This window comes from Gimesia algae, assembly GCF_007746795.1.
Taxonomy (GTDB): domain Bacteria; phylum Planctomycetota; class Planctomycetia; order Planctomycetales; family Planctomycetaceae; genus Gimesia; species Gimesia algae.
Genome location: NZ_CP036343.1, coordinates 6319115 through 6344278, shown reverse-complemented (window position 1 = coordinate 6344278; position 25164 = coordinate 6319115). Strand labels below are relative to the sequence as shown.

At 49.9% G+C, this 25164-nt stretch carries 22 protein-coding genes; 5 read left to right on the top strand and 17 right to left on the bottom strand.

Annotated elements, in window-relative coordinates; genetic code table 11:
• Nucleotides 1-124 precede the first annotated feature (124 nt).
• A complete protein-coding gene (locus Pan161_RS23685) occupies nucleotides 125-1432 on the top strand; it encodes a Gfo/Idh/MocA family protein (protein WP_145231215.1) in 1308 nt (435 codons plus the stop codon).
• 51 nt (nucleotides 1433-1483) lie between these two features.
• Here Pan161_RS23685 and Pan161_RS23680 read toward each other — a convergent pair whose 3' ends face one another.
• The 9 genes from Pan161_RS23680 to Pan161_RS23640 form a co-directional block, all read right to left on the bottom strand.
• Nucleotides 1484-2611, bottom strand: a complete 1128-nt coding sequence (locus Pan161_RS23680; RefSeq protein WP_145231214.1) for a leucine-rich repeat domain-containing protein — start codon at nucleotides 2609-2611, stop codon at nucleotides 1484-1486.
• A gap of 128 nt (nucleotides 2612-2739) precedes the next feature.
• Nucleotides 2740-4158, bottom strand: coding sequence for a glycoside hydrolase family protein (locus tag Pan161_RS23675; RefSeq protein ID WP_145231213.1), 1419 nt, complete (start codon nucleotides 4156-4158; stop codon nucleotides 2740-2742).
• Nucleotides 4159-4231: 73 nt separating this feature from the next.
• Nucleotides 4232-4969: a FadR/GntR family transcriptional regulator gene (locus Pan161_RS23670; RefSeq protein ID WP_197995491.1), complete on the bottom strand. Its 738-nt coding sequence runs from the start codon at nucleotides 4967-4969 to the stop codon at nucleotides 4232-4234.
• 179 nt (nucleotides 4970-5148) lie between these two features.
• The gene (locus Pan161_RS23665; RefSeq protein ID WP_145231211.1) at nucleotides 5149-6492 is read right to left on the bottom strand and encodes a glutamine synthetase family protein; all 1344 of its coding nucleotides are present in this window, start codon (nucleotides 6490-6492) and stop codon (nucleotides 5149-5151) included.
• Between the two features lie 4 nt (nucleotides 6493-6496).
• Nucleotides 6497-6925 (bottom strand): hypothetical protein, encoded by a 429-nt coding sequence (locus Pan161_RS23660; RefSeq protein WP_145231210.1) that lies wholly within the window; start codon nucleotides 6923-6925, stop codon nucleotides 6497-6499.
• Between the two features lie 259 nt (nucleotides 6926-7184).
• Nucleotides 7185-7607 carry a cupin domain-containing protein gene (locus Pan161_RS23655; RefSeq protein ID WP_145231209.1) on the bottom strand — a complete coding sequence of 141 codons (423 nt, stop codon included), beginning with the start codon at nucleotides 7605-7607 and terminating at the stop codon, nucleotides 7185-7187.
• A gap of 176 nt (nucleotides 7608-7783) precedes the next feature.
• Nucleotides 7784-8791, bottom strand: a complete 1008-nt coding sequence (locus Pan161_RS23650) for a Gfo/Idh/MocA family protein (protein WP_145231208.1) — start codon at nucleotides 8789-8791, stop codon at nucleotides 7784-7786.
• A gap of 45 nt (nucleotides 8792-8836) precedes the next feature.
• Nucleotides 8837-9253 carry an HIT family protein gene (locus Pan161_RS23645; protein ID WP_197995490.1) on the bottom strand — a complete coding sequence of 139 codons (417 nt, stop codon included), beginning with the start codon at nucleotides 9251-9253 and terminating at the stop codon, nucleotides 8837-8839.
• A 34-nt stretch (nucleotides 9254-9287) separates the two neighbouring features.
• Nucleotides 9288-9668, bottom strand: a complete 381-nt coding sequence (locus Pan161_RS23640; protein ID WP_145231206.1) for a globin — start codon at nucleotides 9666-9668, stop codon at nucleotides 9288-9290.
• A gap of 179 nt (nucleotides 9669-9847) precedes the next feature.
• Here Pan161_RS23640 and Pan161_RS23635 point away from each other — a divergent pair, with 179 nt between their 5' ends.
• Nucleotides 9848-10885: a hypothetical protein gene (locus Pan161_RS23635; RefSeq protein WP_145231205.1), complete on the top strand. Its 1038-nt coding sequence runs from the start codon at nucleotides 9848-9850 to the stop codon at nucleotides 10883-10885.
• Between the two features lie 13 nt (nucleotides 10886-10898).
• Here Pan161_RS23635 and Pan161_RS23630 read toward each other — a convergent pair whose 3' ends face one another.
• The 4 genes from Pan161_RS23630 to Pan161_RS23615 form a co-directional block, all read right to left on the bottom strand.
• On the bottom strand, nucleotides 10899-11513 hold the full coding sequence (locus Pan161_RS23630; protein ID WP_145231204.1) for an outer membrane protein assembly factor BamE: 615 nt from the start codon (nucleotides 11511-11513) through the stop codon (nucleotides 10899-10901).
• A 33-nt stretch (nucleotides 11514-11546) separates the two neighbouring features.
• Nucleotides 11547-12038 carry a DinB family protein gene (locus tag Pan161_RS23625; protein ID WP_145231203.1) on the bottom strand — a complete coding sequence of 164 codons (492 nt, stop codon included), beginning with the start codon at nucleotides 12036-12038 and terminating at the stop codon, nucleotides 11547-11549.
• 51 nt (nucleotides 12039-12089) lie between these two features.
• Entirely contained in the window at nucleotides 12090-12785 is a 696-nt protein-coding gene (locus Pan161_RS23620) for a PIG-L deacetylase family protein (RefSeq protein WP_145231202.1), read from the bottom strand.
• Between the two features lie 214 nt (nucleotides 12786-12999).
• Nucleotides 13000-13599, bottom strand: a complete 600-nt coding sequence (locus tag Pan161_RS23615; protein ID WP_145231201.1) for a response regulator — start codon at nucleotides 13597-13599, stop codon at nucleotides 13000-13002.
• A gap of 577 nt (nucleotides 13600-14176) precedes the next feature.
• Here Pan161_RS23615 and Pan161_RS23610 point away from each other — a divergent pair.
• Entirely contained in the window at nucleotides 14177-15475 is a 1299-nt protein-coding gene (locus Pan161_RS23610) for a Gfo/Idh/MocA family oxidoreductase (RefSeq protein WP_145231200.1), read from the top strand.
• A gap of 579 nt (nucleotides 15476-16054) precedes the next feature.
• Here the strand turns inward: Pan161_RS23610 and ppk1 are convergent.
• From ppk1 to Pan161_RS23595, 3 genes are all read right to left on the bottom strand, one after another.
• On the bottom strand, nucleotides 16055-18184 hold the full coding sequence (gene ppk1 / locus Pan161_RS23605; protein ID WP_145231199.1) for a polyphosphate kinase 1: 2130 nt from the start codon (nucleotides 18182-18184) through the stop codon (nucleotides 16055-16057).
• 76 nt (nucleotides 18185-18260) lie between these two features.
• Nucleotides 18261-19880 carry a Ppx/GppA phosphatase family protein gene (locus Pan161_RS23600; RefSeq protein ID WP_145231198.1) on the bottom strand — a complete coding sequence of 540 codons (1620 nt, stop codon included), beginning with the start codon at nucleotides 19878-19880 and terminating at the stop codon, nucleotides 18261-18263.
• On the bottom strand, nucleotides 19877-20899 hold the full coding sequence (locus Pan161_RS23595) for an ROK family protein (protein WP_145231197.1): 1023 nt from the start codon (nucleotides 20897-20899) through the stop codon (nucleotides 19877-19879). Before Pan161_RS23595 ends, Pan161_RS23600 begins: the two co-directional genes overlap by 4 nt.
• A 391-nt stretch (nucleotides 20900-21290) precedes the next feature.
• Between Pan161_RS23595 and Pan161_RS23590 the strand changes: the two genes are divergently transcribed.
• Together Pan161_RS23590 and Pan161_RS23585 are read left to right on the top strand one after the other, a co-directional pair.
• Nucleotides 21291-22760, top strand: coding sequence for a MotA/TolQ/ExbB proton channel family protein (locus tag Pan161_RS23590; protein WP_145231196.1), 1470 nt, complete (start codon nucleotides 21291-21293; stop codon nucleotides 22758-22760).
• Nucleotide 22761: 1 nt separating this feature from the next.
• Nucleotides 22762-23556, top strand: a complete 795-nt coding sequence (locus tag Pan161_RS23585) for a hypothetical protein (RefSeq protein ID WP_145231195.1) — start codon at nucleotides 22762-22764, stop codon at nucleotides 23554-23556.
• 76 nt (nucleotides 23557-23632) lie between these two features.
• On the opposite strand, the gene Pan161_RS23580 is transcribed toward Pan161_RS23585, so the two are convergent.
• Nucleotides 23633-24937, bottom strand: coding sequence for a PQQ-binding-like beta-propeller repeat protein (locus Pan161_RS23580; RefSeq protein WP_232103450.1), 1305 nt, complete (start codon nucleotides 24935-24937; stop codon nucleotides 23633-23635).
• Nucleotides 24938-25164: the final 227 nt, after the last annotated feature.

Sequence of the window (25164 nt, the reverse complement as noted above, 5' to 3'; positions counted from 1 at the left end):
TGACACGTAGAAAGAACACTGCAGATGCTCACCAAACCATGATGAATTGACTATGACAGTCAATCAATACTCACACCTGCCAGTCGCGCATCCTGTTGGCTGGCCTCTTTAATGGGATTGATTAATGCAAAAGAATTCAAATTTCAGTCGTCGCGAATTTCTGAAGACCACCACTGCTGGTGCCGCTGCGATTTCAGCCGGTGTCTGGACGGGAGTTACTCCCGCCGCTTCAAAGTCTGCCAACGGTAAGTTGAACATCGCCTGCATCGGTACAGCCAACCGGGCAGCCGCTGATGTGGATGGCGTGAAAGGCGAGAATATTGTCGCCCTGGTCGATGTGGACAGTAATTATCTCGATCGCGCGTCAGCCAGTTTCCCGAATGCCCGTCTGTATGCCGACTATCGTGAGATGCTGGAAAGCGAAGAAGGAAAAATTGATGCCGTCGTGATTGGTACGACCGACCATCATCATGCTCCCGCGACCATCCGTGCGATTCGCAAAGGACTGCACGTGTATTGTGAGAAACCTCTAACCCACACGGTTCAGGAAGCACGCATCATCGCGGAAGAGGCAAAGAAGCAGGGGGTCGCCACTCAGTTGGGAACACAGATTCACGCGGGTGACAATTATCGCCGTGTCGTTGAAATCGTGGAATCCGGTGTTCTGGGAGATATTGGTGAAGTCCACGTCTGGGTTGGTAAAGGCTGGGGAGGCGGAGATCTGCCTACGGAAACTCAGGCACCTCCCAAAAATCTGAATTGGGATCTGTGGCTGGGAGCCGCTCCCGAACGTCCTTACGCAGCAGGACGCTATCATCCCGCACAATGGCGTCGCTGGTGGCAGTTCGGTCAGGGAACACTGGGCGATATGGCTTGCCACTACATGGACCTGCCTTTCTGGGCTCTGAAACTACGGCATCCAACTCACTGTGAAGCAGAAGGCCCGGAAGTACATCCGGAAGCCTGTCCGCACGGACTGACGGTTCGCTACAAATTCCCCAAACGGGGCGATCTGGTACCGGTCAACCTGACCTGGTACGACGGAAACATGATTCCGAAAAAAGTCGCCGGCGAACGTGTTCCCGGCAGTGGAGTGATGTTTGTCGGATCGGAAGGCAGTATGTTTGCCAACTACGGCAGCTATAAATTATTCCCCAAGGAAAAATTTGCTGATTTCACTCCTCCTAAGCAGAGCATTCCGAATTCGATCGGACACCATGCGGAATGGATCAAAGCCTGCAAAGATGGTTCACCCACAACCTGCAACTTTGATTATTCTGGTGCTCTGACCGAATCGGTTCTGCTGGGTAATGTTTCCTTCCGTGCCAAGAAAGCACTGGACTGGGATGCTGCCAGCCTGAAAGCCACCAACTGTCCCGAAGCCGACCAGTACATCACGAAAGAGTACCGTGCCGGCTGGGAAGTGGTTTAATTTCGAAAGCCATCCAGTAATGTCCGGCTCCTCCACTGGGAGTGAGCCGGGCTACTGGCCTTCAATGTACTTCAGCTGAATTTCTGTGTCTGGCAGTTTCTTTTTCAATTCAGCAACCCCTTTTTCGGTGACCGCGGTTCGCGTCAGTTTCAGATCTTTGAGACTGGTGAGTGGTTCCAGATGTTTTAATCCCTCATCTGAGACTGCTGTCGAACCAAGATGCAGAAATTCCAGTTTCTGCATGTCTTTCAGGTATTTGAGACCAGCATTGGTCAATCGGGTATTATCCAGGTTTAACCATTCCAGACTGGTCAGTCCCTGCAGGGGTTCGACACCGGCGTCGGTCAGGCCGACTCGCCAGAGGTTCAGTTTTTTCAGTGCTCCCAGTCCGGACAGATGTTTCATGCCGGCATCCGAGAGCAGGCTGTTTTCACTCAGGTCGAGTTCTTCGAGTTGCGGGATTTTAGCGAAGACCGCCAGCCCCTCGTCTGAGATCTGATTCTGTGACAGTCGTGTTTTCTTCAGTTTGGTGAATTGGGGCAGTGTCGCGAGCCCATCGTCGTCCACCAGCGTTTTTGCCAGATAGAGTTCTTCGAGTTTTTGCAGATCTTTCATCTGAGAAAGACCGTCACCGCTGACCCAGAGAAAATCCAGCATTAACGCTTTCAGGTTGGTTAATTGATTGATGTCTGCCATGGCATCATCATCAATATCGGAGTTGCCGGACAGACGCAGTGCTTTGAGTTTCGACAGTCCTGTCAGATAAGAAATGGCTTTGTTATTTAATGAGCAGTTTCGCAGGTCGAGGTTTTCCAGGGTCGTGACTTTCCCCACTGGTTCCAGTGCCGCGTCGGTGATGGGAGTTTCGTTGAGCAGCAGGGAACGGAGATGCGATAGACCTGCAATGTCTTTCAAAGCTGCATCATCAATCTTGACTCCACGGAAATCGACCTCAATCACATAGCCGGCTTGATCCTGTTTCAGTTTCGCTCCCAGTGCTTTCAGAGATTCCGCCAGTTTCACTTCACTTTCAGGCACTGTTGCTTTGGGGGTTTCAGCTGATTTCTCTGTTTTTGCAGCCGGGGTGGCAGCCGGTTCGTTGGGGGCTGGCTTGTCAGCGCATGCCGAAATCATGAGCAGTGATAAAACGAAAAGGGACGTGTCCCGAAACGGTTTCATAGTGGTATCCTTAATACGTAAAAGCGAAAATTCATGTCACGTCTAAAGCATACCGATTCAGGATATTGCTCAAAACCGAATGCGGGGCAGCAATTCCGCTTTTTGCGGAATTGATACCGTATAAATGATTATTTTCGTTGATTGAATTTTAATGCATACAGGTCTGCGTCCTGCATCACAAAACGCAGCCGGACTGGTTTGCCTGACAGGCTGGATACATCGGAACCCTGTTTCCATTTCACGATGCGGGCGATGTGATCACCAAAGATTGGTTCACAGTCAGCCAGTGAAAATCCGGGTAGTGGATTTCCTGAAGTGTCCTGCAATTCGACCAGAATCTGACCGGCGGCACTGGTAGAATAGTTGATCTCCAACTCATCGCCAGCAAACGTCAACGATTTCGTTACCAGGGTTCCGCCGTCCAGAGGTGCATTGACGGAAGCGATTCCGTCCAGGCGAGTCACATAGCGGCGACCACCTGTAAGGAAGAAAGACATTTCTGCGGGACCGGTCTGGTGAATACCAATCGCAGCATAGTTGGCCCGGTTAGCCCAGCCATCCTGGCCGATTCCGGGTCGGATATACGACTGAGTAAATTCCCGGTCAAACTGCGCACTGCCACGGGTACTCATAAACAGAATATCGGTGGCAGCGCCGCGTTTCGCCATGAAACGGGTTGGCAGAGCAAAATAAATATGCGGTGCGCGAAAGTAGGGTTGCGTGCAGGCGGTATAAAGATGTTCGTTCGGTAAATTCGCATGCATTTCGACGAGCGGTGTCCAGTGAAGGAAGTCCTGAGAGGTGGTCCGGGCAATGCCTCGATAGCCTTTGATAAAGCGGCGGAAATAACAGACGTAAGTCTGTTCGCTTTCGGACCAGAACGCATAGTTCTGGGAGTCAAAGTATTTCCCCCACTCTTCAGGAATGACAGGTTCCTCTTGGAGCGGTTTCCAGTGGATTCCATCGGGAGAGACAAAAGCTTTGAGTCCCCCAGGCCCGCGGCGCTGTTTGACTTCCAGATGCTGATTCGGCTGGTAGGCCAGTCCCCCCAATGCTTTATATTTCTCGGATTCAGAGACTCCTGGTCGGGTATCGATAAAGGGAGTGAAGTTATGATTGACCAGAAATTCATTCATCAACACGACATTGCCTTGGGGAAATGTCGGACGGTCCGGGTAGATGCCAAGGTGAGGCAGTGTCCAGTGGATCGCATCAGAACTCTCGGCATACAGGGTCACTTCTCCCTCGTGATACTGCTCCCAGCCTTTCTTCCAGTGATTTCCCGGTTTGGTATCACCGCGGTAATAAAACTGATATCCCCTGTCTGACTTGAGGACTGTGGCATAATGACCGTGAGGTCGCGCTGGAGTCACAGCGGGCATGAGTTGCGGTGTATGCAGCTTCAGTTCAGCATTATCAAGCGCGCCTGTCAGAAAACGATCTACAAATAGTTCACGTCGCGAACCGATATCCAGAATCGTTTCCTCAGCCAGACTGTTCATGGTCAGCACGCAGAACAGAAACAGAACTGACAGGATTGGTTTCATGGAATAGACCTCGCTGCTGTGAAAGGTGATCTTCTGACTTCTGATGCCGTATAATTATTGTAAAGACCTATCCTTAATGCTCTCTCAGGGAACTGATCATTGTCAGAACCGGTTGCAGATGTCGAGTCATCCGTTCGACTGCAAGTATGGGATCGCGGGCTTTGATGGCATCAACGATCTGTTGGTGGTGTTCCACAAACAGATCGGTCGGAGGAGGAAAATGTTGAATTCCCTGTTGAAAATAATTCACCACGACCTGATGGAACTGTGAGATCAGGTTCTGATCGGCAGCAGTCAGAAGGATTTCATGAAACAGCATGTCTTTTTTTGCAAATTCCTGCAGCAGGAACTCGGGTTCCAGCTTCTGATTCTTCAGTAGTTCTGACTGTTCAAAAACAATCTCTTGCAGACGATTCAGAAGATCTGGTTGAATATTTTCCACGACGAGTGGCATCGATCCGATTTCAATTACAACGCGAAAACGGGCGATTTCCATCCAGCCTTTCTGTTGTGACATCTGTGGTATCAGAACTTTCTGCAGGATGGAAGCAATATCTCCCTGGGCGACCGATATTCCCACTTTCGGACGCCCTGTGACAATGCCTAATCCACGCAGTGTTCCGACGGCTTCCCTGATGACGGACCGCGAAACGCGATATTGATCCGTCAGGCTTTCAACCGTTCCCAGAAACGATCCTGGAGTGAGTTTTTCCTTCTGGATTCGATTACAAATCTGTTCTGCAATTTTAGCGCTCTGGGGAGAGGAAGGAGAGACCATGGCATTTGTGACTTTTGCAGTAAGTTCTGGCATGGTTAGTTGCATTCGGAAAATATGTGAATTTGGCAGGAGGGTTTTGCTTCAGTTATTGATCTGACTGAATGAAATGATAAACGAAAAATGATGTGAAGTAAAACACCAGGTTACCAGATCAGGAATAATGGAACAGCTCCCCCGAGAGAGCATGGAAAACGCTTCTCGTTTCCTGTTTCTTAAAATCGAAACTCATAGGCCTGACGTTCGCCGTCGTCTCCCAGCGATTGAATCAGAGCGATTTCTGCCCGTTTCATGGTGAGATAATCATTAATCCGACTTTCCCCGAATCCTGACAGCAGCACAGAGTTCTGTTCGAGCGCGGACAGGGCAGATTCCAGGTCGAGCGGGTAAGCGTTCAAACCGAGTGAATGTTGTTCTTCCGAAGTCAGTAGCGCCGGGTCAGTCAGTAGGGGATCACCCGGATCAAGCTGATTCTCGATGCCATCCAGGCCAGCACAGATCAGAGCGGAGAGTGCCAGATAAGGATTGCAGGTCGGGTCGCAGGGACGGTACTCCAGATTGATGGTGGCTGCCTCCTGCCCCTGGAATCCGGATGCAGCGCGGACTGTGGCTTCACGGTTATCGGGACCCCAGCAGGTATAGCTTGAACTCCAGCAGCGTTCCACAAACCGCTTGTAGGAATTGGTGGTCGGTGCTGTCAACGCCATTAAAGCGGGCAGGTGTTTGAGGATGCCTCCCATGAATTGCCGTGCTGTCTGTGAGAGCAGAAATTCGCCCGTCGGATCGTAGAACAGATTCTGGTTTTCATTCCACAGACTGAAATGAATGTGACATCCATTACCGGCAAAGGCGGGTGAAATTTTAGGCATGAATGAGACGCGATAACCGTTTGCCTGCGCGACTCCTCGAACGGTCTCTTTGAAAATAACCTGCTGATCAGCCGCCAGCAATCCGGCTTGATGCCGTATCGGAATTTCCTGCTGACCCGGACCTGCTTCGGGGTAGTATTTTTCTACTTTGATGCCCTGTTGTTCCAACGCAGATATGAGAGGTAGAATGAACGGACTGGCCAGGTCCATGGCTGCAGAACTGAAACAGTTTAACTGGTCGACTGGTTCCCAACCTGATTCCGTTTGCTCTAACAGCGTAAATTCATTCTCAAAAGCAGCCTGCATCTGCATACCCTGCGCAGAAAGCTTGTTGAGAAAGTTTTTGAGCAGGTTGCGCGGGCAGAGTTCCCAGGCAGCGCCCTCTCGCGTTTCCACATCTGCCAGCATCCGGGCGTGGCCTGGCAGGTAAGGTAGAACCTGGAACGTGTCTACATCAGGACGGATGCGGACTTCACCCACTGGTTGATATTGACTAAGTGGTGGGAGATGATCGAAGACTGTCACCGACATCTGGGCCTGTGTCAGACCAATACCACTTTCCAGAATCATTTCCAGATCGTCCGGGCGGAAAGCTTTCCCACGGGTGATCCCATCCGGGCCAACATACATGGCACGCACCAGCTCGATTTTCTGTTCCCGTAGCTGCTTTTCCAGTAGCTCACGTTGCATCTTATTATTTCTCTGACTTGAGAGTTACCAGAACGTGTTCCGGGGTGAAGGCTTCCTGCATGACGACGGCAGATTTTTTGATCTGTTTATGACAGGCGATACAGGTCATGGTCAAATGCAGATAACTGAGGGATGCACCATCAATATTTTTTTTCTTTGCAAATGCTAAGACATCTTTGGCTGCATTACGAAACTCGGCACTCTGCTGTGCAAAAACCGGACCTTCTACAAGTTGCCATTCTGTGGCATTACTCATCTCGATCATTTTCTGCGTACCCTTTTGGATCAACTCAAAGTCCTCCACAACCAGACCTTCCAGGACCTCTTTTGAGCTGTCCAGCTTGGTTCGCATGAATTCCGAAATCTGCTCCTGAGTCGGATTCTTTTTAACGGGTGGCTTTGCCGCATGCAGATCTAACGCTTGAGATGACAAGAGTGGGAGAGTCCTGTTCTCGTTTTCCAAACCTGTGAAAATAAGGCCTGATACAATGATTAATAGAATGGTTCTCATAGCACACTCCTCGTCCAGTAGCCGGGTGACAGGAACCCTGTGAAAACGATGTCTTAGAAAATCGATTTACACAGGCCTCCCTCAATTTTAAGGACCCCGGCCTGTCCTGGGAAGATACGCTGGCAACTTCCGGAAAAACGCTGATGAAAACCACAGTTTGTTACCGGTCTGAAATCTGATTTCAGGAGCCTTTTACTCCGGTCCAGGCGGGAGGGTCACTTGCCGGGAACGATTCATCAGAGGCTTCGTCCACTCTATTGAGTGGCGGTTTTTTGGAGTGAGAAGGAACAATCGTCAACAGTAACGCCGCTGATTCGATACATTCGACGGCGTGAGTTTCGGCCTGGGGAAGATAAAGCAGTTGCCCGGCTTTAAGGTCGTGGTCTTCCCCCAGACATTTAAAACGGACATGGCCTTCCAGACATTGGACTATTAAGACGCCTGGCGCAGAATGATTGGGCAGGGTCTTCCCTGCTTTGATGATCAGGCGAATGACCTCCAGATCTTCGGTCTTGATCAGGGTCGTTGTTTTCGTCGACTCCAGAGCAGATCCGAGAGGGGCAACAGTAAGCACTTCACCCGCTTTTGCATGCGACGGTGACATGATAAAATCCTTATGTAAGAGTCTGGTGCGTATTTCATAGAACCTTAGCGGTTGAGGTTCGACGGCTTTTGAAAACGCGGCGCTCAACCGGATTCAGGCTTATAATCTGCTTCCATTCTAGGACTCTGGCGGGATCAATAAAAGGCCCTGTTTCTAAAAACAGGTCTCAATTGGAGTTATCTCTGGTTCAGCTGTTGCATTCCTGCTTCCAGAATCCGTTGTGCTTCCAGGCTCGTCTCCGGAGCACACAACCCCCAGGGAGTTTCTCCCGTCCTGATACAATGGGTAAAGTGTTCGGTGGCAGTCTGTAATGACAGAACCGGGCATTGAACTTTGACTTCTGTCCCTTCCGGCTGTTCGGCGGTAGCCAGCATCAAGCGTCCCTTTTTTTGCGGTTCTACAATATAGGTTCCCTGGGTGCCGTAAATGGCGGTGGCGTAGGCCGTCAGTTTACCCACTTGCGACCAGGAGCCTTCGGCAGTCGCGATGCCTTGCGGGTAATTCATAACGATGATGGCGTTGTCTTCGACTCCCAGGGGTTCGGGACGGTATGCTCCTCCACTCGCCAGAATGGATGTGGGAATCCCCATCAGGGAACTGGCCAGAACACAGCCATAACAGCAGTAATCCATCATGGCACCGCCACCGTTGCACTTGGGGTCAAATAACCATTCACAAAAATAATCGCTGCAACCAAGTTCTTTTGGTCCTGCATGTGCGGCGCGATATTTGACCTGCCAGAGATCACCAATTTCACCTGCCAGGGCGGAATTGACGGCATGCTGCATCTGAGGCCACCAGGCAAACGGCCAGTTCACCATCAGGCAGACTCCCTGCGCTCGGGCGGTTTCCAGCATCTGCTCTGCTTGCGCGAGGTTGGCAGCCATCGGTTTTTCGATCATGACCGGCAGACCGCGGTTCAAAGCCTTTAATGTCAGTTCGGCGCCCTGCTGATTACTGCTGAAAATATAGACGCCATCCAGGTCATGATTTTCAAACAGTTCGTCCTCGGAAGCATATACAGGGCAATCGTATTCAGTCTGGATTCGCTCTCGCAGAGGCTGGTTCGTATCAAATGCGGCAACCAGTTCCGCGTTGTCTGAATGTTGCAGCTGAGGCAGATGGTCCCAGACGTGATCGTGGATCAGGCCCAGAATTCCAATTCGCAGTGGTTGAGTTATCATGGTTGTACTCTGTAAAAAATGGGGTAACTGGATCTGTTGTATGAATCAACTTGCCTGATGATTTGCTGAGTTCAGAAAGGCGGTAAATTGATCTTTGATCTGTTGCACTTGTTCTTTAACGTAAGGTTCACTTTGGGTTTGTCCCCAGACCGGGGCCGGCCAGTACGGGTCAGTATGCTTTCTGCCGATGACATGAATGTGCAACTGGCTGACGACATTTCCCAGTGTGGCTATATTCAGTTTATCTGGTGCACAGGTCTGCTGAATGAAACGGGCAACAAGATTGACTTCGCCGAGAATAGCCGTCTGCTGTGTGAATGGCAGGTTGGTCAGCTCAATCTCTTCACCATGCGGGACCAGGATCAACCAGTCGACGAGTGAGTTGTTCAACAGTAGCAGAGTTGATTGTTCGAGTTCACATACAATGTGACAGTCCGTTTTGAGTCGTTCGTCCAGATTCATGTTTTCAACTCTTTCCATGTATGAGTGAGACGCATTAACGATTGATCAGAAAGGTTGCCATCTGATCAAAGAACGGTTCAAGAGTCTGTCTGATCTCGTCGGACAGTTCGACTTCCTGCATGGCGGCGGTCATCAGTTCCATCCAGCGGTCACGGGCACTCTGATCAATGGCGAACGGGGCGTGCCGCATTCGCAAAGCTGGGTGCCCTCGTTCTGTCAGATAGCGTTGTGGCCCGCCGAGACGATACACCAGGAATTCCTTCAGCCGATACTCTGCCCCGTCCAGATCGTCAGCCGGGTACATCGGGCTGAGGATCTCGTCGCTGCGGACGCCACGATAAAATGCGGCGACCAGTTGTTCCAACTGTGAGTCTCCCAGGTGATCAAACAGTTCTTCTACCGAAAGCGGGCTCATGTGTTACTGAGTGTCCTGTGCTCATAAGGAAAATGGATGGATTGTTTTAGAATGCCCTCAATTGAGTGGCTGTCTTTTTTTTGTTGCGTATGGTATCTTAGATGCTGATGAGAAAGATTCCTACTTAACGGATGTGTCACCTTTCGTATTTCTACATGGTCTACTCTGAGGTATTCAATATGCGGCGCTATCTGCTTCAGATCATCATCATGTCTGTGATTGTTGTCTGCAGTGAAAATTTATTCGCTGCAGAACCACTCTGGAATGGCTACGTGCAGAGCCCGTGGTTTGATGAGCAATATCAGTATCTGAAGCCGGGGCCCGAGGTGCGGGCGATCATTGTTGCGCCTCGTCCTGAAAGAATAAAGCCGCGGCGTATCAATCGAGTGGTGCTGTTTACCACGCCAAACGGTAACACGATTGAACAGACACTGGGGTGTGAGCAGAAGGCTGGTCGAGACTGGCATTTTGATATCCAGCACATTGCAGCCCAGCATCGTCAGTGTCAGTCGTTGAATGAGCGGGAGAATCTGATCCTGGTCTGCCTGGAAGCGAAAGGCTTAAGCTGGCCGGGGTGGAGAGCCCGCCATCCTGACAATCCCCAGTTGATTCGTGATGTCATCGCTGCGATTCTCAAACAGATACCGCTCAAAGATCCACGGCTCACGCTGGCCTGTCACAGTGGCGGGGGAAGTTTTCTGTGGGGTTACCTGAACGGCTCTGATTCGATTCCCCCTGAAGTAGACCGCTTTGTGTTTCTCGACGCGAACTATTCCTTCAGCACCGCCGACGGACATGGGAAAAAGTTTTCCGACTGGCTGCAGAGTGATAAAGGCCGCAGTCTGATCGTGATGGCCTACGATGACCGCAATGTTCTGTTTCGTGGTAAAAAAGTGGTCAGTCCCACCGGGGGCACTTTTCGGGCGACTCAACGCATGCGGGATGAATTCGAAAAAACTTTCACATTCAAGGAATCGGCTGCGGGGGATTTTAAGATCGCGACTGCGCTTGAGGGAAGCATTCGATTGTTAGTCCATCAGAATCCTCAGAATCAGATTCTGCATACGCGGTTGGTGGGAGAAATGAATGGATATCTGTATGGGGTCACGGTGGATACACCTGAGGCACAGGATAAGCTGCCGGGCTCACCCCGCAGTTATACACGGTGGATTCAACCGGAGCCATTTACGATGTCAGAGCCGGAAGCGTCTCCCTGAGAAGCGTGTTGTATTAACCCGGTGTTGTTTCTCGTACTGAAAAATCGAAATAACAATAGTCAGACCATTCGCTTTCGCCAAGTCTGTTTCTGGCCTTAACCCGAATTCTTCCTGGTTGTGATCCTCCAAAATTAAACATATAAAAAGGAATCGGGATTTCAGAATCCAGCTCTACAGGATTATAAAATATTCTCGGCTCCAGGGGGCTGGCGCAACTTTCTTCTATGGTATAAGTGATGGGGTATTCACCCGAACTGGGATACCAGCGACAGTCCAGGACCCGGGGATAGTGTGAAAAAGCTGTTCCTGAAACAGGAATGATGATTTCCGGTTTCGAAGGAGTACCGTCAAGTGACAGTTTTCCCATGAAAGGATCTGTTTTCCTAAAGACTCTCTCGTTTTCATCATACCCAATCAAAAACACATAAGTGCGCCGCTGGGGAAGCATCGGCATGTCTAAATGCCCATAAGAACAATTTGCATCAGCCCGATAAGGATCCTTGAGCGGGGGACCGAGTAAGGCAACGACGTCCTCTCGACTCATTCCAATCTGGACTGCTTCCCATTTTCGATAATCAGGTTGGACAAATTCTGGCTCTGGTGAATCGTAAGAACAGATATTATGCATACGGAGGTACTCCTGATAATTCTCCTGCTCTGTTTAAAACAGCGGTTGCTTTCCGATAATGCGTCTGATAACCGACCATTGACCGGCGTGCATCATCCAGTGGGTGGCTTCGCCTGCGAAAACACATCCCACTGTGGGGCCGAGGTAACTGACTGATTCCGGAGCGGGCTGCATCAGTTCTTCATCACTGAACTTCGACAGAGCGTTGAGAGTGGCTTCGCGTTGTTTATGCATCAGTTCCACCAGTTCTGCTTTACTGAGGAAGTCGGCAGGATTGTCACTGGACACGGTCTCTTTTGTGTAACGCTCTTTGAAACCGGCGGGAAGCTCTGGTACCACGTCAGGGCAGACCTGTGACGTATGGAACTGTTCGCTTTGAATCAGATGTCCTAGCTGCCAGTTGATGTGGTTGGATTTTTCTGCGGGACGCACCAGCAGGTCGGCATCCGTCAGATCTTCGAGATATCCGTTGACCACAAAGGTAGGGAGTTGGAGAGAGGACTTGATATGTTCAGCGATGCTCATGAAAATGCGTTTTCTGTTCGAAGAGTTAAAAGTTAAACTGGATGTCTGTTACTAAAGTATGTTGACGGGTTGCTTGCGGGGCGCCCAGAGTGCTTCAGCGTATTTAACGCGACACGTCTGTCCGCGATAGCGGGCCAGTGTTTCTTTTCCCTGCAGGGCACCGTTGGTCTGAGAAGGATCATATTTTATATTTCTCTGTAATGCCATATAGCGCCCCAGCCATTCCATGGATTTCTGCCAGTATTCGGTGACATCCACGAAGGTGTCCGGTTCGAAACCAATGGTATGGCCTGGACCGTTATCATAATGGTAAATGGTCCGCGGTCCACGGAAACGATCTTCATTCAATACGCGTCCGCCATGATTTAATGCAATTTTGCTCAACTGCGATGCGACCGTATGGTCGTGGTGATGATCATACTCCCAGAGCTGAAGTGCGATGTCTGGTTTGATCTCGTAAACGGCGGCGGCAACTTTCTGTTTGGTTTCTGCGTTTGTGTCGTACTGATGTGAGGCGAAGTCCAGATACCGGGTTTCGACGCCATATTCGCTGGCGATCTTTGATACCGATTTGCGGAATTCTGTTTCCCGCCCTTTGGTGGGAGGCCAGTTACTGTAGTCCCCAATGAGAATGAGCTGGACGACGCGGTAATTTTTGGCAACTGCCTGGAGCATGATGCCGGGGACTCCATAAACGCAGTCATCGAAGTGGGCGCCAATTGCCAGCAGTGTTTTCTGATCAGCCATGATTTCTGGTTTCGTGAAAAAAGTCAGGCGAGTGGAAGTTTACAGGGAACAGTGACTCTGCAGTCTCTATTCTGAATCTTACACTGTTGACAATCCAGTTGCCATGAATTTTCACAGGCTTGAAGTACTTGTGATGTACAGCAGGGAAGTGAGTCAGGAATGTGAGCGATAACAGGGGAACCTTCGGCGGAAATATTATTATGCCATGCAGTTGTTAAGCGGTTTCCACCTGTTTGTGAGAGCTCTCGATAAAGTATTCCAGATATTCTGTCTGCGATTTGATCAAGTCATAAAACTCTTCTGCTGCTTCCAGATTTTTCGATTCGATGATGACTGTGATGATTTCACAGAGGTGTTGTGCCGGTGTTTGGATATCAAGTGGAGCAGTCTCGGAGAGTTCACCCAGCGCCGTTTTCAAACTGTGGCCAAAGGACTGTTTTAATTCTTCCCGGTCGCGCGTTTTGTAAATGACCCCTGTGATGCCCAGCTTCTTGGCCAGTTCCAGTCGCTCCAGTTGACGGCTATGAGACTGATTGCCCGGCTGAAGTGACGTGAGCAGGAAGAACATGGGTGAATCCAACTGCCCATCGTCGTTATACCGTTCCTGCTTCTGAACCTTGAGGAACAGATCCAGTCCGTCCAGTTCCCGCATCACGAGTTCTGAAAACATGATTTTTATTTTGCTGTCCATTTCCAGAATCGAGAGTGCTTCAAATCCGGAAGAGGCACAGATGACTTCATACCCCAGTTCCTCTAGTAGCCTGGTATGCACGTAACAGGTATATCCTACTTCATCGACAACAAGTACCTTCATAGGCAGCTTCTTTCTGAGCAAGGTTTGTGATTTGTGAAAACAAAACGCTCTCCTCACCAGAGGGGAGAGCGTTTTGAAATGTCTTTAATTCAAATGGACTGTATCTGCAGAGCTGATTCGATCACAGGTATGAATTAAGAGACAGGTTGTGTTTTGATTTTCATTCATAGTGGAACCTTTAAAACTATAACACACAAATGATTAGAGGCGGATTGAATTTGATTGTGAACCGCATGGGAATACTCTGGCTCAAGCCGTCAGTTGCTGAACAGAATATTCTGTGATGTTCCTGGAAATCAACGTGCATTCAGATTCGGATCTGCAGCAAGCTTTAAAAACCCTGAAAATCCAGTTTGTCCCTGCAGGCAGGCAGTTGTTGCCAGAAGTAAACGACGTTAAGAGTTCCATCGAGAAACTATTTTCAGGAAAAACCCGGTTTTGTTAACTCAGGTTCCACTGCCGAATGTCTGGACTTTGGTGGGCAGGCTGCTTACGATAATGTATTACATCAGGGGGTTATTTTCGTTCAGCCTGTCACAGGTTAACGTTTTATTATTCAAATGATAAAGGGTGAATTATGAGTGAGGTCACACGACGCAGCTTTCTTCAGACCAGTGCAGGGGCGGTTGCAGCCACTTCATTGTTGACTGGTACCGCGCGAGCAGATGTCAACAGTAAAATCAGAGTTGCCGTTCTGGGTGTGAACGGACGCGGTAGAACACATATTAAAGCGATTGGTGAAATTGAAGGCGCTGATGTTGTGCTGTTGTGTGATCCCGATGAACAGGTGCTTGCCAAGCGGGCTGCCGAGTTCGAAAAAAAATACGGACGTAAAGTTGAGACCGAAACCGATATGCGAAAGGTCTTCGACCGGGATGACATTGATGTTGTGACTGTCGCGACACCGAACCACTGGCATTCACTGGCAACCATCTGGGCCTGCCAGGCCGGTAAAGACGTTTATGTCGAAAAGCCAGGTTCACATAATCTGTTTGAAGGCCGCAAAATGATTGAAGCGGCAAAAAAATACAAACGGATCGTGCAACACGGCGTACAGCTCCGCAGTCAGCCTGCGATTCAGGAAGGGGTAGAGCATCTTCGCAAAGGAACAATCGGCGATGTTTATATGGCCCGCGGTCTGGTCTTTCGCTGGCGTCCGTCAATCGGCCACAAACCGGATGAGAAAGCTCCATCTTACCTCGACTGGAATCTCTGGCAGGGGCCTGCTCAGGAAACCGATTATTCACAACGCTATGTACATTATAACTGGCATTGGACCTGGGATTATGGCAATGGTGATGTGGGGAATCAGGGTGTCCATGAAACGGATATGTGCCTGTGGGGGCTGGATGTCAAACTTCCTTCTCAGATTACTGCGATGGGAGGCAAGTTTCTCTGGGATGACGACAAAGTGACTCCCGAAGTTCTTTCTACCAATTACTTCTATCCTGAAGAAAATAAAATGATTCAGTTTGAAGTACGTCCCTGGATGACCAATGACGAAGGGGGAGCCTCTGTCGGCAATATCTTCTACGGGTCAGAAGGATATATGGTCGTGAAAGGGTATAACTCCTATGAAATCTTCCTGGGACGCAAAGGCGAACCGGGGCCTAAAAACAGTGGTGACGATCCGGTTGTTCCTCACTTCACGAACTTCCTGAATGCCGTCCGTTCACGTAAGGCAGAAACTTTGAACGGTCCCGTTGAGACCGCTCATACCAGTTCCGGTATTGCCCACCTGGGTAACATCGCCTTCCGTCTGGGGCGTCAGTTGAATTTCGATCCCAAGACGGAACAGTTTGTAAACGATGCGGAAGCAGATAAATATCTGACCCGCGAGTACCGTGAACCATTTGTGGTTCCTAACGAAGTCTGACAGTACTGATCAGGGTATTACTGAAAATAAAAAACAGCATCGGAGTCAGACTCCGGTGCTGTTTTTTTACATGATCTTCTCTGGAAATAAAGAGAGGCTGATCTACGCTGGCGCAGATCAGCCTCCGGCTAATTTTTCGTTTGGATCGAGGTGATCCTCACGAGTGGTGGTTGTCTTTGACAACCCGCCAGTAGTCGCTAAGAACAACCACCTTTCTGGCTACAACAATAACTGTCCACTCAATCACCTCCTTTTCTTGGATAAACTCCCTGTTTCATCATCGGTCTGTAGCTCCAACTTGAACACAGGCTTTAGTCCTATCGCACTGCGTGGGTGCGATACATTACTTACTCCTATTTTTGCAGATCCCTTGATTGTGACAAGACCTATTTGCGAGGAACCTGCAGAATTTCTCATGAACGGGAAAACAGAAAACGGTAACATATTCTTATTGCAGAAGATAAGGATTTAACCATTCCCGCGAATTCCAGATCAATGAAGTCAGACGGTAGACCGTTGTGTCTCAAATTGACTGACTTCTTGTGTAGTGACACGCAAGTCTGAAACAGGTTCGCTCTATTATTGATCGTCCGGGGCCATATGCGGTTCAAAGACGGTGCGTCCGGCTTTTTCAGCCTGCTTGATCGCAGCGACGGCTTCTTCGTAAAGCACCTGCTGGCAGCGCACCAGATTTTTCTCTTTATTCGGGGTAATCCGTTCGTAAACTCCCTCGCTGTTTAAGACGCGTGCTTTGGCGTTATCTTCAAAGTAGCTGTGGAGAATTTTGATCAATTTTCGGTGACACTTTTCTTCTTCAATGGGAACGAGCAGTTCGACTCTGCGATCCAGATTGCGTGGCATCCAGTCGGCACTGGAAATGAAAACGCGTTCGTCTCCGCCATGATAGAAGTAAAATATCCGGGCATGTTCGAGGAAGCGATCAATAATGCTGATGACTTCGATATTTTTGCTGAGCTTGGGAACACCCGGTCGCAGGCAGCAGATGCCACGAATGTTGAGCTTGATCTTCACACCTGCTTCCGAAGCTTCATAAAGTGCATCGATGATTTCAGGGTCAACCAGGGAATTGATCTTCGCCACAATTCGGGCTTTCTGTCCCTGTTTTTTTCTCTCCGTTTCATGATGGATCAGGTCAAGCAGTTTATCCCGCAGGCTGATGGGGGCTGCTTCCAGTTTCTGATACTTCTGAGGGATCGAATAACCGGTGATCGAATTAAAAAAGTTGATGGCGTCAGACGCCAGAACTTCATCGTTGGTGAAGTAGCTGATATCACTGTAGATTTTTGATGTTGCGTCGTTGTAATTGCCCGTACCAAAATGCAGGTAACGTTGAATTCCGTGCGGTTCGCGGCGAATAATACAGCAGATCTTGGCATGCGTCTTCAGGCCTTTGACTCCGTAGATGACCTGCACGCCGGCATTTTCCAGGTTCTTGGCCCATTCGATATTCCGCGCTTCATCGAATCGGGCTTTGAGCTCAACGATCACAGTGACATGCTTGCCCTGCTCAGCGGCGCGGGTCAGCGCTGCCACAATGGGGCTGTGTTTACTCGTGCGATAGAGAATCTGTTTGATGGCCAGCACATCAGGATCGACGGCGGCTTCTTCAACCAGTCGTACTACGGGTTCAAAACTTTCATAGGGATGACACAGCAGGATGTCCTGCCGGGTGATGTTTTCAAACATGCTGATGCGTGGATTGACTTCCGGAGAGGGTTGGGGCGGCCAACTGACATCTTTCTGGGCATCAAACCCCGAAGTATCCGTCAATCGCATAAAGGCCGTCAGGTCCAGTGGTCCGGGGATCCGATAAACATTCTCATCAAGGACGCCGAGACCTCGTTCCAGGAATTCCAGGGTTTCAACAGAAACCGATTCCGCGATTTCCAGTCGGATGCAATCTCCCTGCTTGCGCTGGTCGAGCATGTCTTCCATCTGATGCAGCAGGTCAGAGGCGAATTCATCCTGCAGACTGACATCCGCATTTTTGGTCACTCGAAAAGGGATACTTTCCAGAACATGTTCGCCTTGAAAATATTGTTCGATAAACAGGCAGATCGCATCTTCCATGGGCAGATACTGGTAGCCACCTTCCGAGGGGAGAGTGATGAACCGGAATTCAGTTCTGCCAAAGGGAATAATGGCGAAGCGGTCTTCTTTTGTTTTCCCTTTCCCATTTCCTTTTTCATCGGGGGCCAGTCGCACGACGAGATTCAGCGTTTGGTTCACCAGATAGGGAAATTCCATATCTTCCGTGACTGCCATCGGTGTGAGTACGGGATAAATTTCATCCCGGAAAACATGTTCGACTATCCGCCGCTGGGAATCAGAGAGTTCCTGTGGGTTGACGCGCTGGAAGCCGGCGGCTGCCAGCGGTGGTTCAATTTCTTCGAGCAAACACTGATACTGTTCCACCATCATCTGGTGCGCACGCAGACCGACTGCATCGAGCGTTTCACGCGGTGTCAGCCCTGATGGATCCGTGCTTTTATTTCCACTGGCCTGCAGCAGATGCAGACCACCCACACGAACCATGAAGAATTCATCCAGGTTAGAACTGGTGATGGCCAGAAACTTCAGTCGCTCCAGCAGCGGGATTTCCGGATCATGTGCTTCATCCAGAACCCGTTGATTGAATTCCAGCCAACTTAATTCCCGGTTGATAAAATTCGTTGTTTTGTTGGCCATGGTCAACCTGTTATTTCAGTATGTCAATTGTATGAAGTAGAACTCAATGGTCGTTTGGAGATCTTATCAGGCGGTGTTACTGTTTTTTCCTCAAGTGAACTTTCAACCCGAAGACTTCTTCAAACAGCGGGCCTTTTTCAACAAGCGCGATTTGTTCCAGCGAGACATCTTCCACATGGGGAATCGAAATGATCAACTGTCCCTGGTCAATCTCGCATTCAATTTCCTTAACCCTTTGACTGTAGGAATAATCCAGGGAGTCTGCGACCCGCAGGATGGCGGCCATTTTAGCGATGGCAATGCGACTGACACGATCCAGTGTGGAATATCCCGGATGGGTGGCTTTGGGTGAAGCGCGGCGATGATAACGGGCAATCAACGCGACCAGCAGCAGGTCGGTCTGTCCCAGTCCAAACAGATTACCGTTGCTGATCAGGTACATTGAATGTTTGTGATAACCGCGTTGATTAACGTAAATCCCGATCTCATGCAGGTGAGCGGCAATATACAATAACAGTCGATTCCGCGCGTCGAGTTTGTGTTCATTCTGTAATGACTGGAACAGCTTGTCTGCCAGAAAGGCGACATGGCTGGCATGAGTCTCATCAAAATCAAAGCGTTTTCCAAAATCAATTGTGGAGCGAAGTACCTGCTGATTGAACTCGTCAGACCAGTTACTCTGGTCGGCCATTTCTTTCAAAAGACCATCACGAAAGTTGGCTTTCGTCACGTAGATGTGTTTCTGCTGATAGGCTTCTGCCAGCTTGGTATAAGCGAGCAGTGCCGGCCCGAGTGTTTCGGCGTCGGTGAATGACAAGTGGTATTCCTGGACCAGTTCGTCTTCATTCTTCTGCAGAATTTTATCGGTAAACTTGCTGAGTTCTGAGACCTTGAGCCGATCCAGCTCATCGGGTGAGTTGCCAGGATCCGGGATTTCATCATCAGGTCGGAGTTGTGCCAAAGCAAAGCGGACATCACCTCCCAATACGACCAGTTTGACTGATTTATCACCGGGAACTTCATGTACGATCTGCTGGATGACACGTTCGATCTGATTCTCCATGATCGTGCGTTCCTTGGATAACGGCACACGATACCCCTTGAGCATTTCCCGCAGCCGCAAAGCCCCCAGTCGATAATTGCCGGAGAACAGAACATCACCTTTCTGCACGAGCAGCAATTCCGTTGTGCCTCCACCAATTTCCGTAACAATGGTTTGTGCTTCGTCCAGGTTGGGTTTGGCTGCCAGGTAAGGGCGAATCCCCTGGTAAGTAATTCGATTGACTTCGGCTTCATCAAGGGGGGAGACTTCAAACCCGGTCGCAATGAAAATCCGGTCTGTGAACGCCAGGCGATTGTCAGCTTCGCGGACAGCGCTGGTGGCAGCCACCCGAATCTGATCGTCGCGCGTGATCTGGTATTCATCCAGCCGCCGACGGTAGCTTTTGAGGATGCGCACACACTCTTCCATCGTTGACTTCTGAATATTCCGCGTTTGAAACGTGTCTTTCCCCAGCGTCACCGCCTGGGAGAGTCGTTCCAATGCGTATACAGAGCCGTCTTCTTTGATCTCAGCAATGGCCATACGAATCGCACCCGTTCCGATATCGATCACGGCGATCAACTGAATTGTGCCAGACTCCGGTCGACTGGAACCTGAAGAAGCTTCAGCCGGCGGTGAATCTTTCGTGTTCATACCTGCGTTTCAATTCTCATCGAAGAGTTTTGCTGAATTACGTTTTGAGCCCAGGCGGCGACCCCCATAACCGACGAGTCATCCCCCAGTTGAGCGGCAACAACTTTGAATGAATCTTTGAAGGTAGGCATCACGTTTTTCCGTGTGGCTTCGGTCACCGCGGGCACAATCAGTTCAGGCATCGCTTCTACCAGGCCACCTCCCAGAACAATAATTTCCGGGGAAAAAGTGTGGACCAGATTTCCTGCTGCAATTCCAATATACTCCGCAGCCCGCTGAATAATATTTTTGACACTCTCGTCACCACCCTTGATGGCTGATGCAAGGATGCCGCTGCGAATATTGGACAGGTCAGTGCCAGCCAGGGAACGCAGGGTCGGCGCATCTCCACGGTATGCTGCCTGTGCTGCAGCGGCAGAGATTGCCAGTCGGCTCGCCAGAACTTCCAGGCATCCATGTTGCCCACACCCGCATTCAGGACCTTCCGGCAGGACCTTAATGTGTCCAATTTCCATGCAGGAGCTTTTACTTCCCTGGATCAGCTGTCCGCGGTAGACGGCACCACCGCCAATACCGGTTCCCGGGAAAATTCCCAGGACTGATTGGGCACCTCTGGCAGCTCCGAAACGGTATTCGCCATATACGCCAGCATCGACGTCGTTACAGATCACAACCGGACAACCGAACTCTTTTTCCAGTACGTCTTTAACGGGAGCGTTATACCAGCCCAGATTGGGAGCTTCGAAGATAATTCCCGCTTCCAGATCCAGCGGACCGGGGCAGCCGACACCAATGCCCGCCAGTTCGTTGGGAGTCAAACCAGCTTCTTCCAAAGCCTGATAAATCGTCTGGACCATGCGTTCCAGTCCCATTTCTACCCCTGTATGACCTTTGGTCTTTCTCCGTTTTTTGCCCAGAGTTTTATATTGAGAGTCATATATTTTGGCCAGCATTTTGGTGCCACCCAGGTCGAAGCCGGCCCAGTAGCGGCTGGTGGTTTCAACGGAATCTGCAGACATGAATTTGTTTTCTATACGTTAGGGACTTACTCTCCGCTCAAAAGCGGTCAGCGGAAAGCTTAAACAGTTTTCACTCAATTGTATTCTATCTGCTGTCATTATAACGAGTCGTTCTTATCTCGTGTATTCTGACGCATTTAGAACTCAATAAACAAGGGGAGTCTGAGATTTCTGTTTCCAGTGAAAACTGAGTTTTTTTGGTCTTGAGTATCAATACCTGGAAAATCCACCAGGAAAGGCTACTGTTTGCCACGTTTAGATGATTGCGGCAGGCTGTTGACTTTTGGGACTGGGGCAGCTTGGCTAAACTATTCGGTACGAATTACTGTTGAGCCTTTCATTTGAATGCTTAATGCTACACTAAAGTTTACTACACCCTGGGGTTTCCTCAATGTATTTCCAGTTTCCCTGTGAAAAATGTTCCAAAAAGTTAAAAGTCCGCGATGAAAACGTGGGAAAAAAAGTTCGTTGTCCCTACTGTCACCATACGATGCTGGTCAAAAAACCTGAGTCACCGATAATTGATACTACCATCGATGTCAATTCTGCCGGCTCAACCAGCTCCAGTAGACCTTCGAGCAGCAGTCGCGGTGCAAATAAGCATGTTTCCAGTGGCTGGGCCGATGGTACCGAAGTCAGCCTCTCAAAGAGTGGCATGATCGCCGTGGGGACGTCTGTCGCATTTATTGCATTGATGTTTCCTTTCCGGAAATACTATCTGGGTGAATTGTTTCTGGACCGGGGCTGGGTGCCATTTGCGTTAGTCTTTTTGATGAGTTGGTCTGCCACGATTCTGATTTTGAAATACCGTAAGCTGGGCAAACAGAAAGATTCGATGTTGTTTGATACACTGCCAACGGATATTTCTGAGGAAATTTCCGAGAAGACGGTTGCCAAATTCATCGAGCATGTCAAAAACCTGCCCGTTGATCCCCGCGAAAGTTTTCTGGTGAACCGGGTTTTACGCGGACTGGAACATTTCAGTGTATTGAGAAGCAGTTCCGAGGTTTCCAGCCGTCTGCAGTCTCAATCGGAAATCGACGCGACGGCCGTCGATTCCAGTTATACCATTCTCAAAGTTTTCATTTGGGCGATTCCGATTTTAGGGTTCATCGGTACTGTGATCGGGATTAGTGCTGCGGTGGGGGGGTTCGCCGGAGGGATGGATAAAGCCTCCGATATTTCGGCTCTGAAAGAATCCCTGGGGAGTGTGACTGGCGGACTATCGACTGCTTTTGACACGACACTGGTCGCGCTGGTGATGAGTATGCTAGTGATGTTTCCCAGCAGTTCCATGCAGAAATCGGAAGAGGATCTGCTGAACTGGGTGGATGAATACTGCAACGAAAACCTGTTGAAGCGGCTCAAGGAGAGCGATCAGGCAGGTGGCGGGGGTGATGAAAAGGATCATCGACGCCTGATCCAGCGGACCATCGATAAAGCGATGGCGAACCATCATGCGGAATTACAGACCTGGATCGAAAAACTGGAAGGGGTCGGCAGTACGCTGTCGCAGCAGGTTGTGAAATCCTGGGGTAAAATCGATGATAAAATTCGAGAGCAGCAGGAAGCACAGCTGGCAGAAGTGCAACAGGTGATGAAGCATCTGGAAAGCGTGGAAGAAAAAATGACGGCTCTGCAGTCGGCGCACACGTCACATCTGGAAAAGCTGAATGGCGACGCGACGGAAATGGCCGAGGCCGCGGGGGTACTCTCCCAGTCCTTTAATGGCGTCCAGCAGGGATTAAACGGTCTGAATATGGTTTTGACAAACCTGGGTGAGAAGCAAGTGCTGATTCAGCAGGTGGAGACACCTCGCAAACGCTGGGGATTGTTCGGGAACTCGAAGAGAGTAAGGTAACGTGGGTAGAAAGAAGAAGGATAGTGAAGAAACGGTTTCCCTGTTTCCGTTTCTGAGCATTCTGGCGTGCGTGATTGGTGTTTTGACACTGATGATCACCGCCATGGCGCTCAGTCAGATGGATCAACAGGATGATTCCTGGAAACGCGTCGAAGAATTTGAAAAAGATCAGGAGCAGATCACCGAGAAACAGCAGGAACTGGAGCAGGTCCAGAGTCAGGTTGAAGATCTGTCAAAACTGAATCGCGATCTGATCCTGGCCTTAGAAGAGCTCAAAAAACTGAAGCAGGAAAAAAACAAAATTCCGACGGATGTCAGTCCTGAGGAAAAAGTGAAGCTGCTGGCGGAAGCGAATCGTCTTGAAAAACGGATCACCGAAATTAAAGACGAACCGATGACTCTGCAGAAGGAAATTGATAAGCTCAAAATCGAATTGAATAAACGGGAAAACCCGGTCGCCGCGGAAGTACGAATTCAGCCGGGAGGTTCGGGCGTGGATCTGAATCCCACGTTTATTGAATGTACCAAAAACGGAATCGTCGTTCTGGATGGGCCTGCGAAAGACTTACATGTCCGACGTGATGATCTGCGGAAGAGCCTGCCCTTCGTCGAGCTGCTGGATAAGATTGGTGCCCAGAACAAAGGAACGGTCATTTTTCTGATCCGGGAAGATGCTGTCTATACTTATAACATCGCGTCGAGTGTGGCTCGTTCCCGTTACTGTCCGAATGGCAAGCTGCCCGTGGAAGGCAACGGAAAAATCGATCTGAGTCGATTTAAAAACGCGGCCGGTTAATACGATTTATGAAAAATAAAAAGCTCTGCCGATCGATTCGACAGAGCTTTTAGTTCAGTATGACTTGTGTAGAACCTTACTTTCGCAGGTCGTAACACATCAGCACATCCTGCTCTCGCAGGTAGAGTTTTCCGCCACAAACGACAGGATGCGCCCAGGCTTTACCCAGTACCTGATCTGCCTTGAAGCTCCCTTTAAGGACGTATTCCTTGGGGTTGGCTTCGATCAAAGCGACTTCACCACTCTGGTAGCGAAAGATCAGATTCCCATCGGCAAAGACGACTGCAGCGGAACCGGAGCCTTCCCCGCGGATGTCGCCGCCCCAGACCACTTTCCCGGTTTTCAGTTCGAGACAGAGGGGGAGACCATTGTTGTGGCCATGACCACAGAAAATGTGATCTTTGTAGAGTACCATGCCCCCATGATGGTTCTGCAGGGTTTTGCCATCCAGGAAGTAAACTTCTTCCGCTTTGACTCCCTCACCGTTTTTTGAGAGTTTCAGCAGGGCGCTGCCGGTTTTGTAGCCTGTGGAGCAGAATATGTAATCGCCGGAAACAATGGGAGTGGGAATATTAGCCACGCCATTCGCGACCGGATTGTAGTTCCAGAGCAGCTTGCCATCGCTGGCACGTACGCCGATCACGCCTCGCCCGGTGAGCTGGACGTACTGTTTTACACCGGCTCCGTTGGAGATCACGATGGAGGAATAGCCGGCACCATCTTTCCCTTTCTGACCCAGATCAGAAACAGGAGTCCGCCAGATTTCCCGGCCCGTGGTTTTATCGAGGGCCACCATCATGGCATTTTTACCGCCTGGTGTGCAGAGGACGCGGTCCCCATCGATGAGTGGAGATTCGGAAAAGCCCCACCCGGACATCATTTTGCCATCCCATTCTTCCTGGAAGTTTTTAGTCCAGATGATTTCTCCATCAGCAACACTCAGGCAGGAGATGGCACCATTCGAGGTAATCACATACAGGCGATCGCCATCAATGGAAGGTGTGCAGCGTGCACCAGGGTAACCATGTTCGGGATTCAGTTCCAGCAGATTGGTCTTCCACAGGATCTTGCCATCATCGGTGTTGACGGCGATGACGGCCTGACCTTCCGGGAGGTTTCCTGTTGTGAACAGCCGGTTATCCTTGATTGAAACACTGGCATATCCTTTACCCATACCACTGGCGGTCCAGAGTAGTTTGGGAGGAGTTGCATTCCAGTCATCCAGCAGACCAGTATCAGCAGAATGGTTTTGACGATCAGGGCCTCTCCACTGTTCCCATGAGTCTGACAGTTTTGTTGGTTCGTTTGCTTTTACTGACAGGGAGAGTCCACAAACCAGTATGGCGCCCAGCAGCAGGCGAACAGGCATCGAGTAACTCATAATCAAATAGTCCTTTTTGAGATCTTCAGGCGAGGATGAATCCAGCCTGTGTCCAGGTTTACTGTAGCGCCTCCAGGGCATTGGGGCCGAGTATCAATGGGTGAGAGACGCTGTGGTTAAATGGAATGCTCTTTAGTTTAAGAGGTCGCTACCGATTTCAGTTCAGCTTGATTCAGAAGACGTAGCGAAGACCTCTGGGGGGTAAGACACGGACGCATTAACAATTA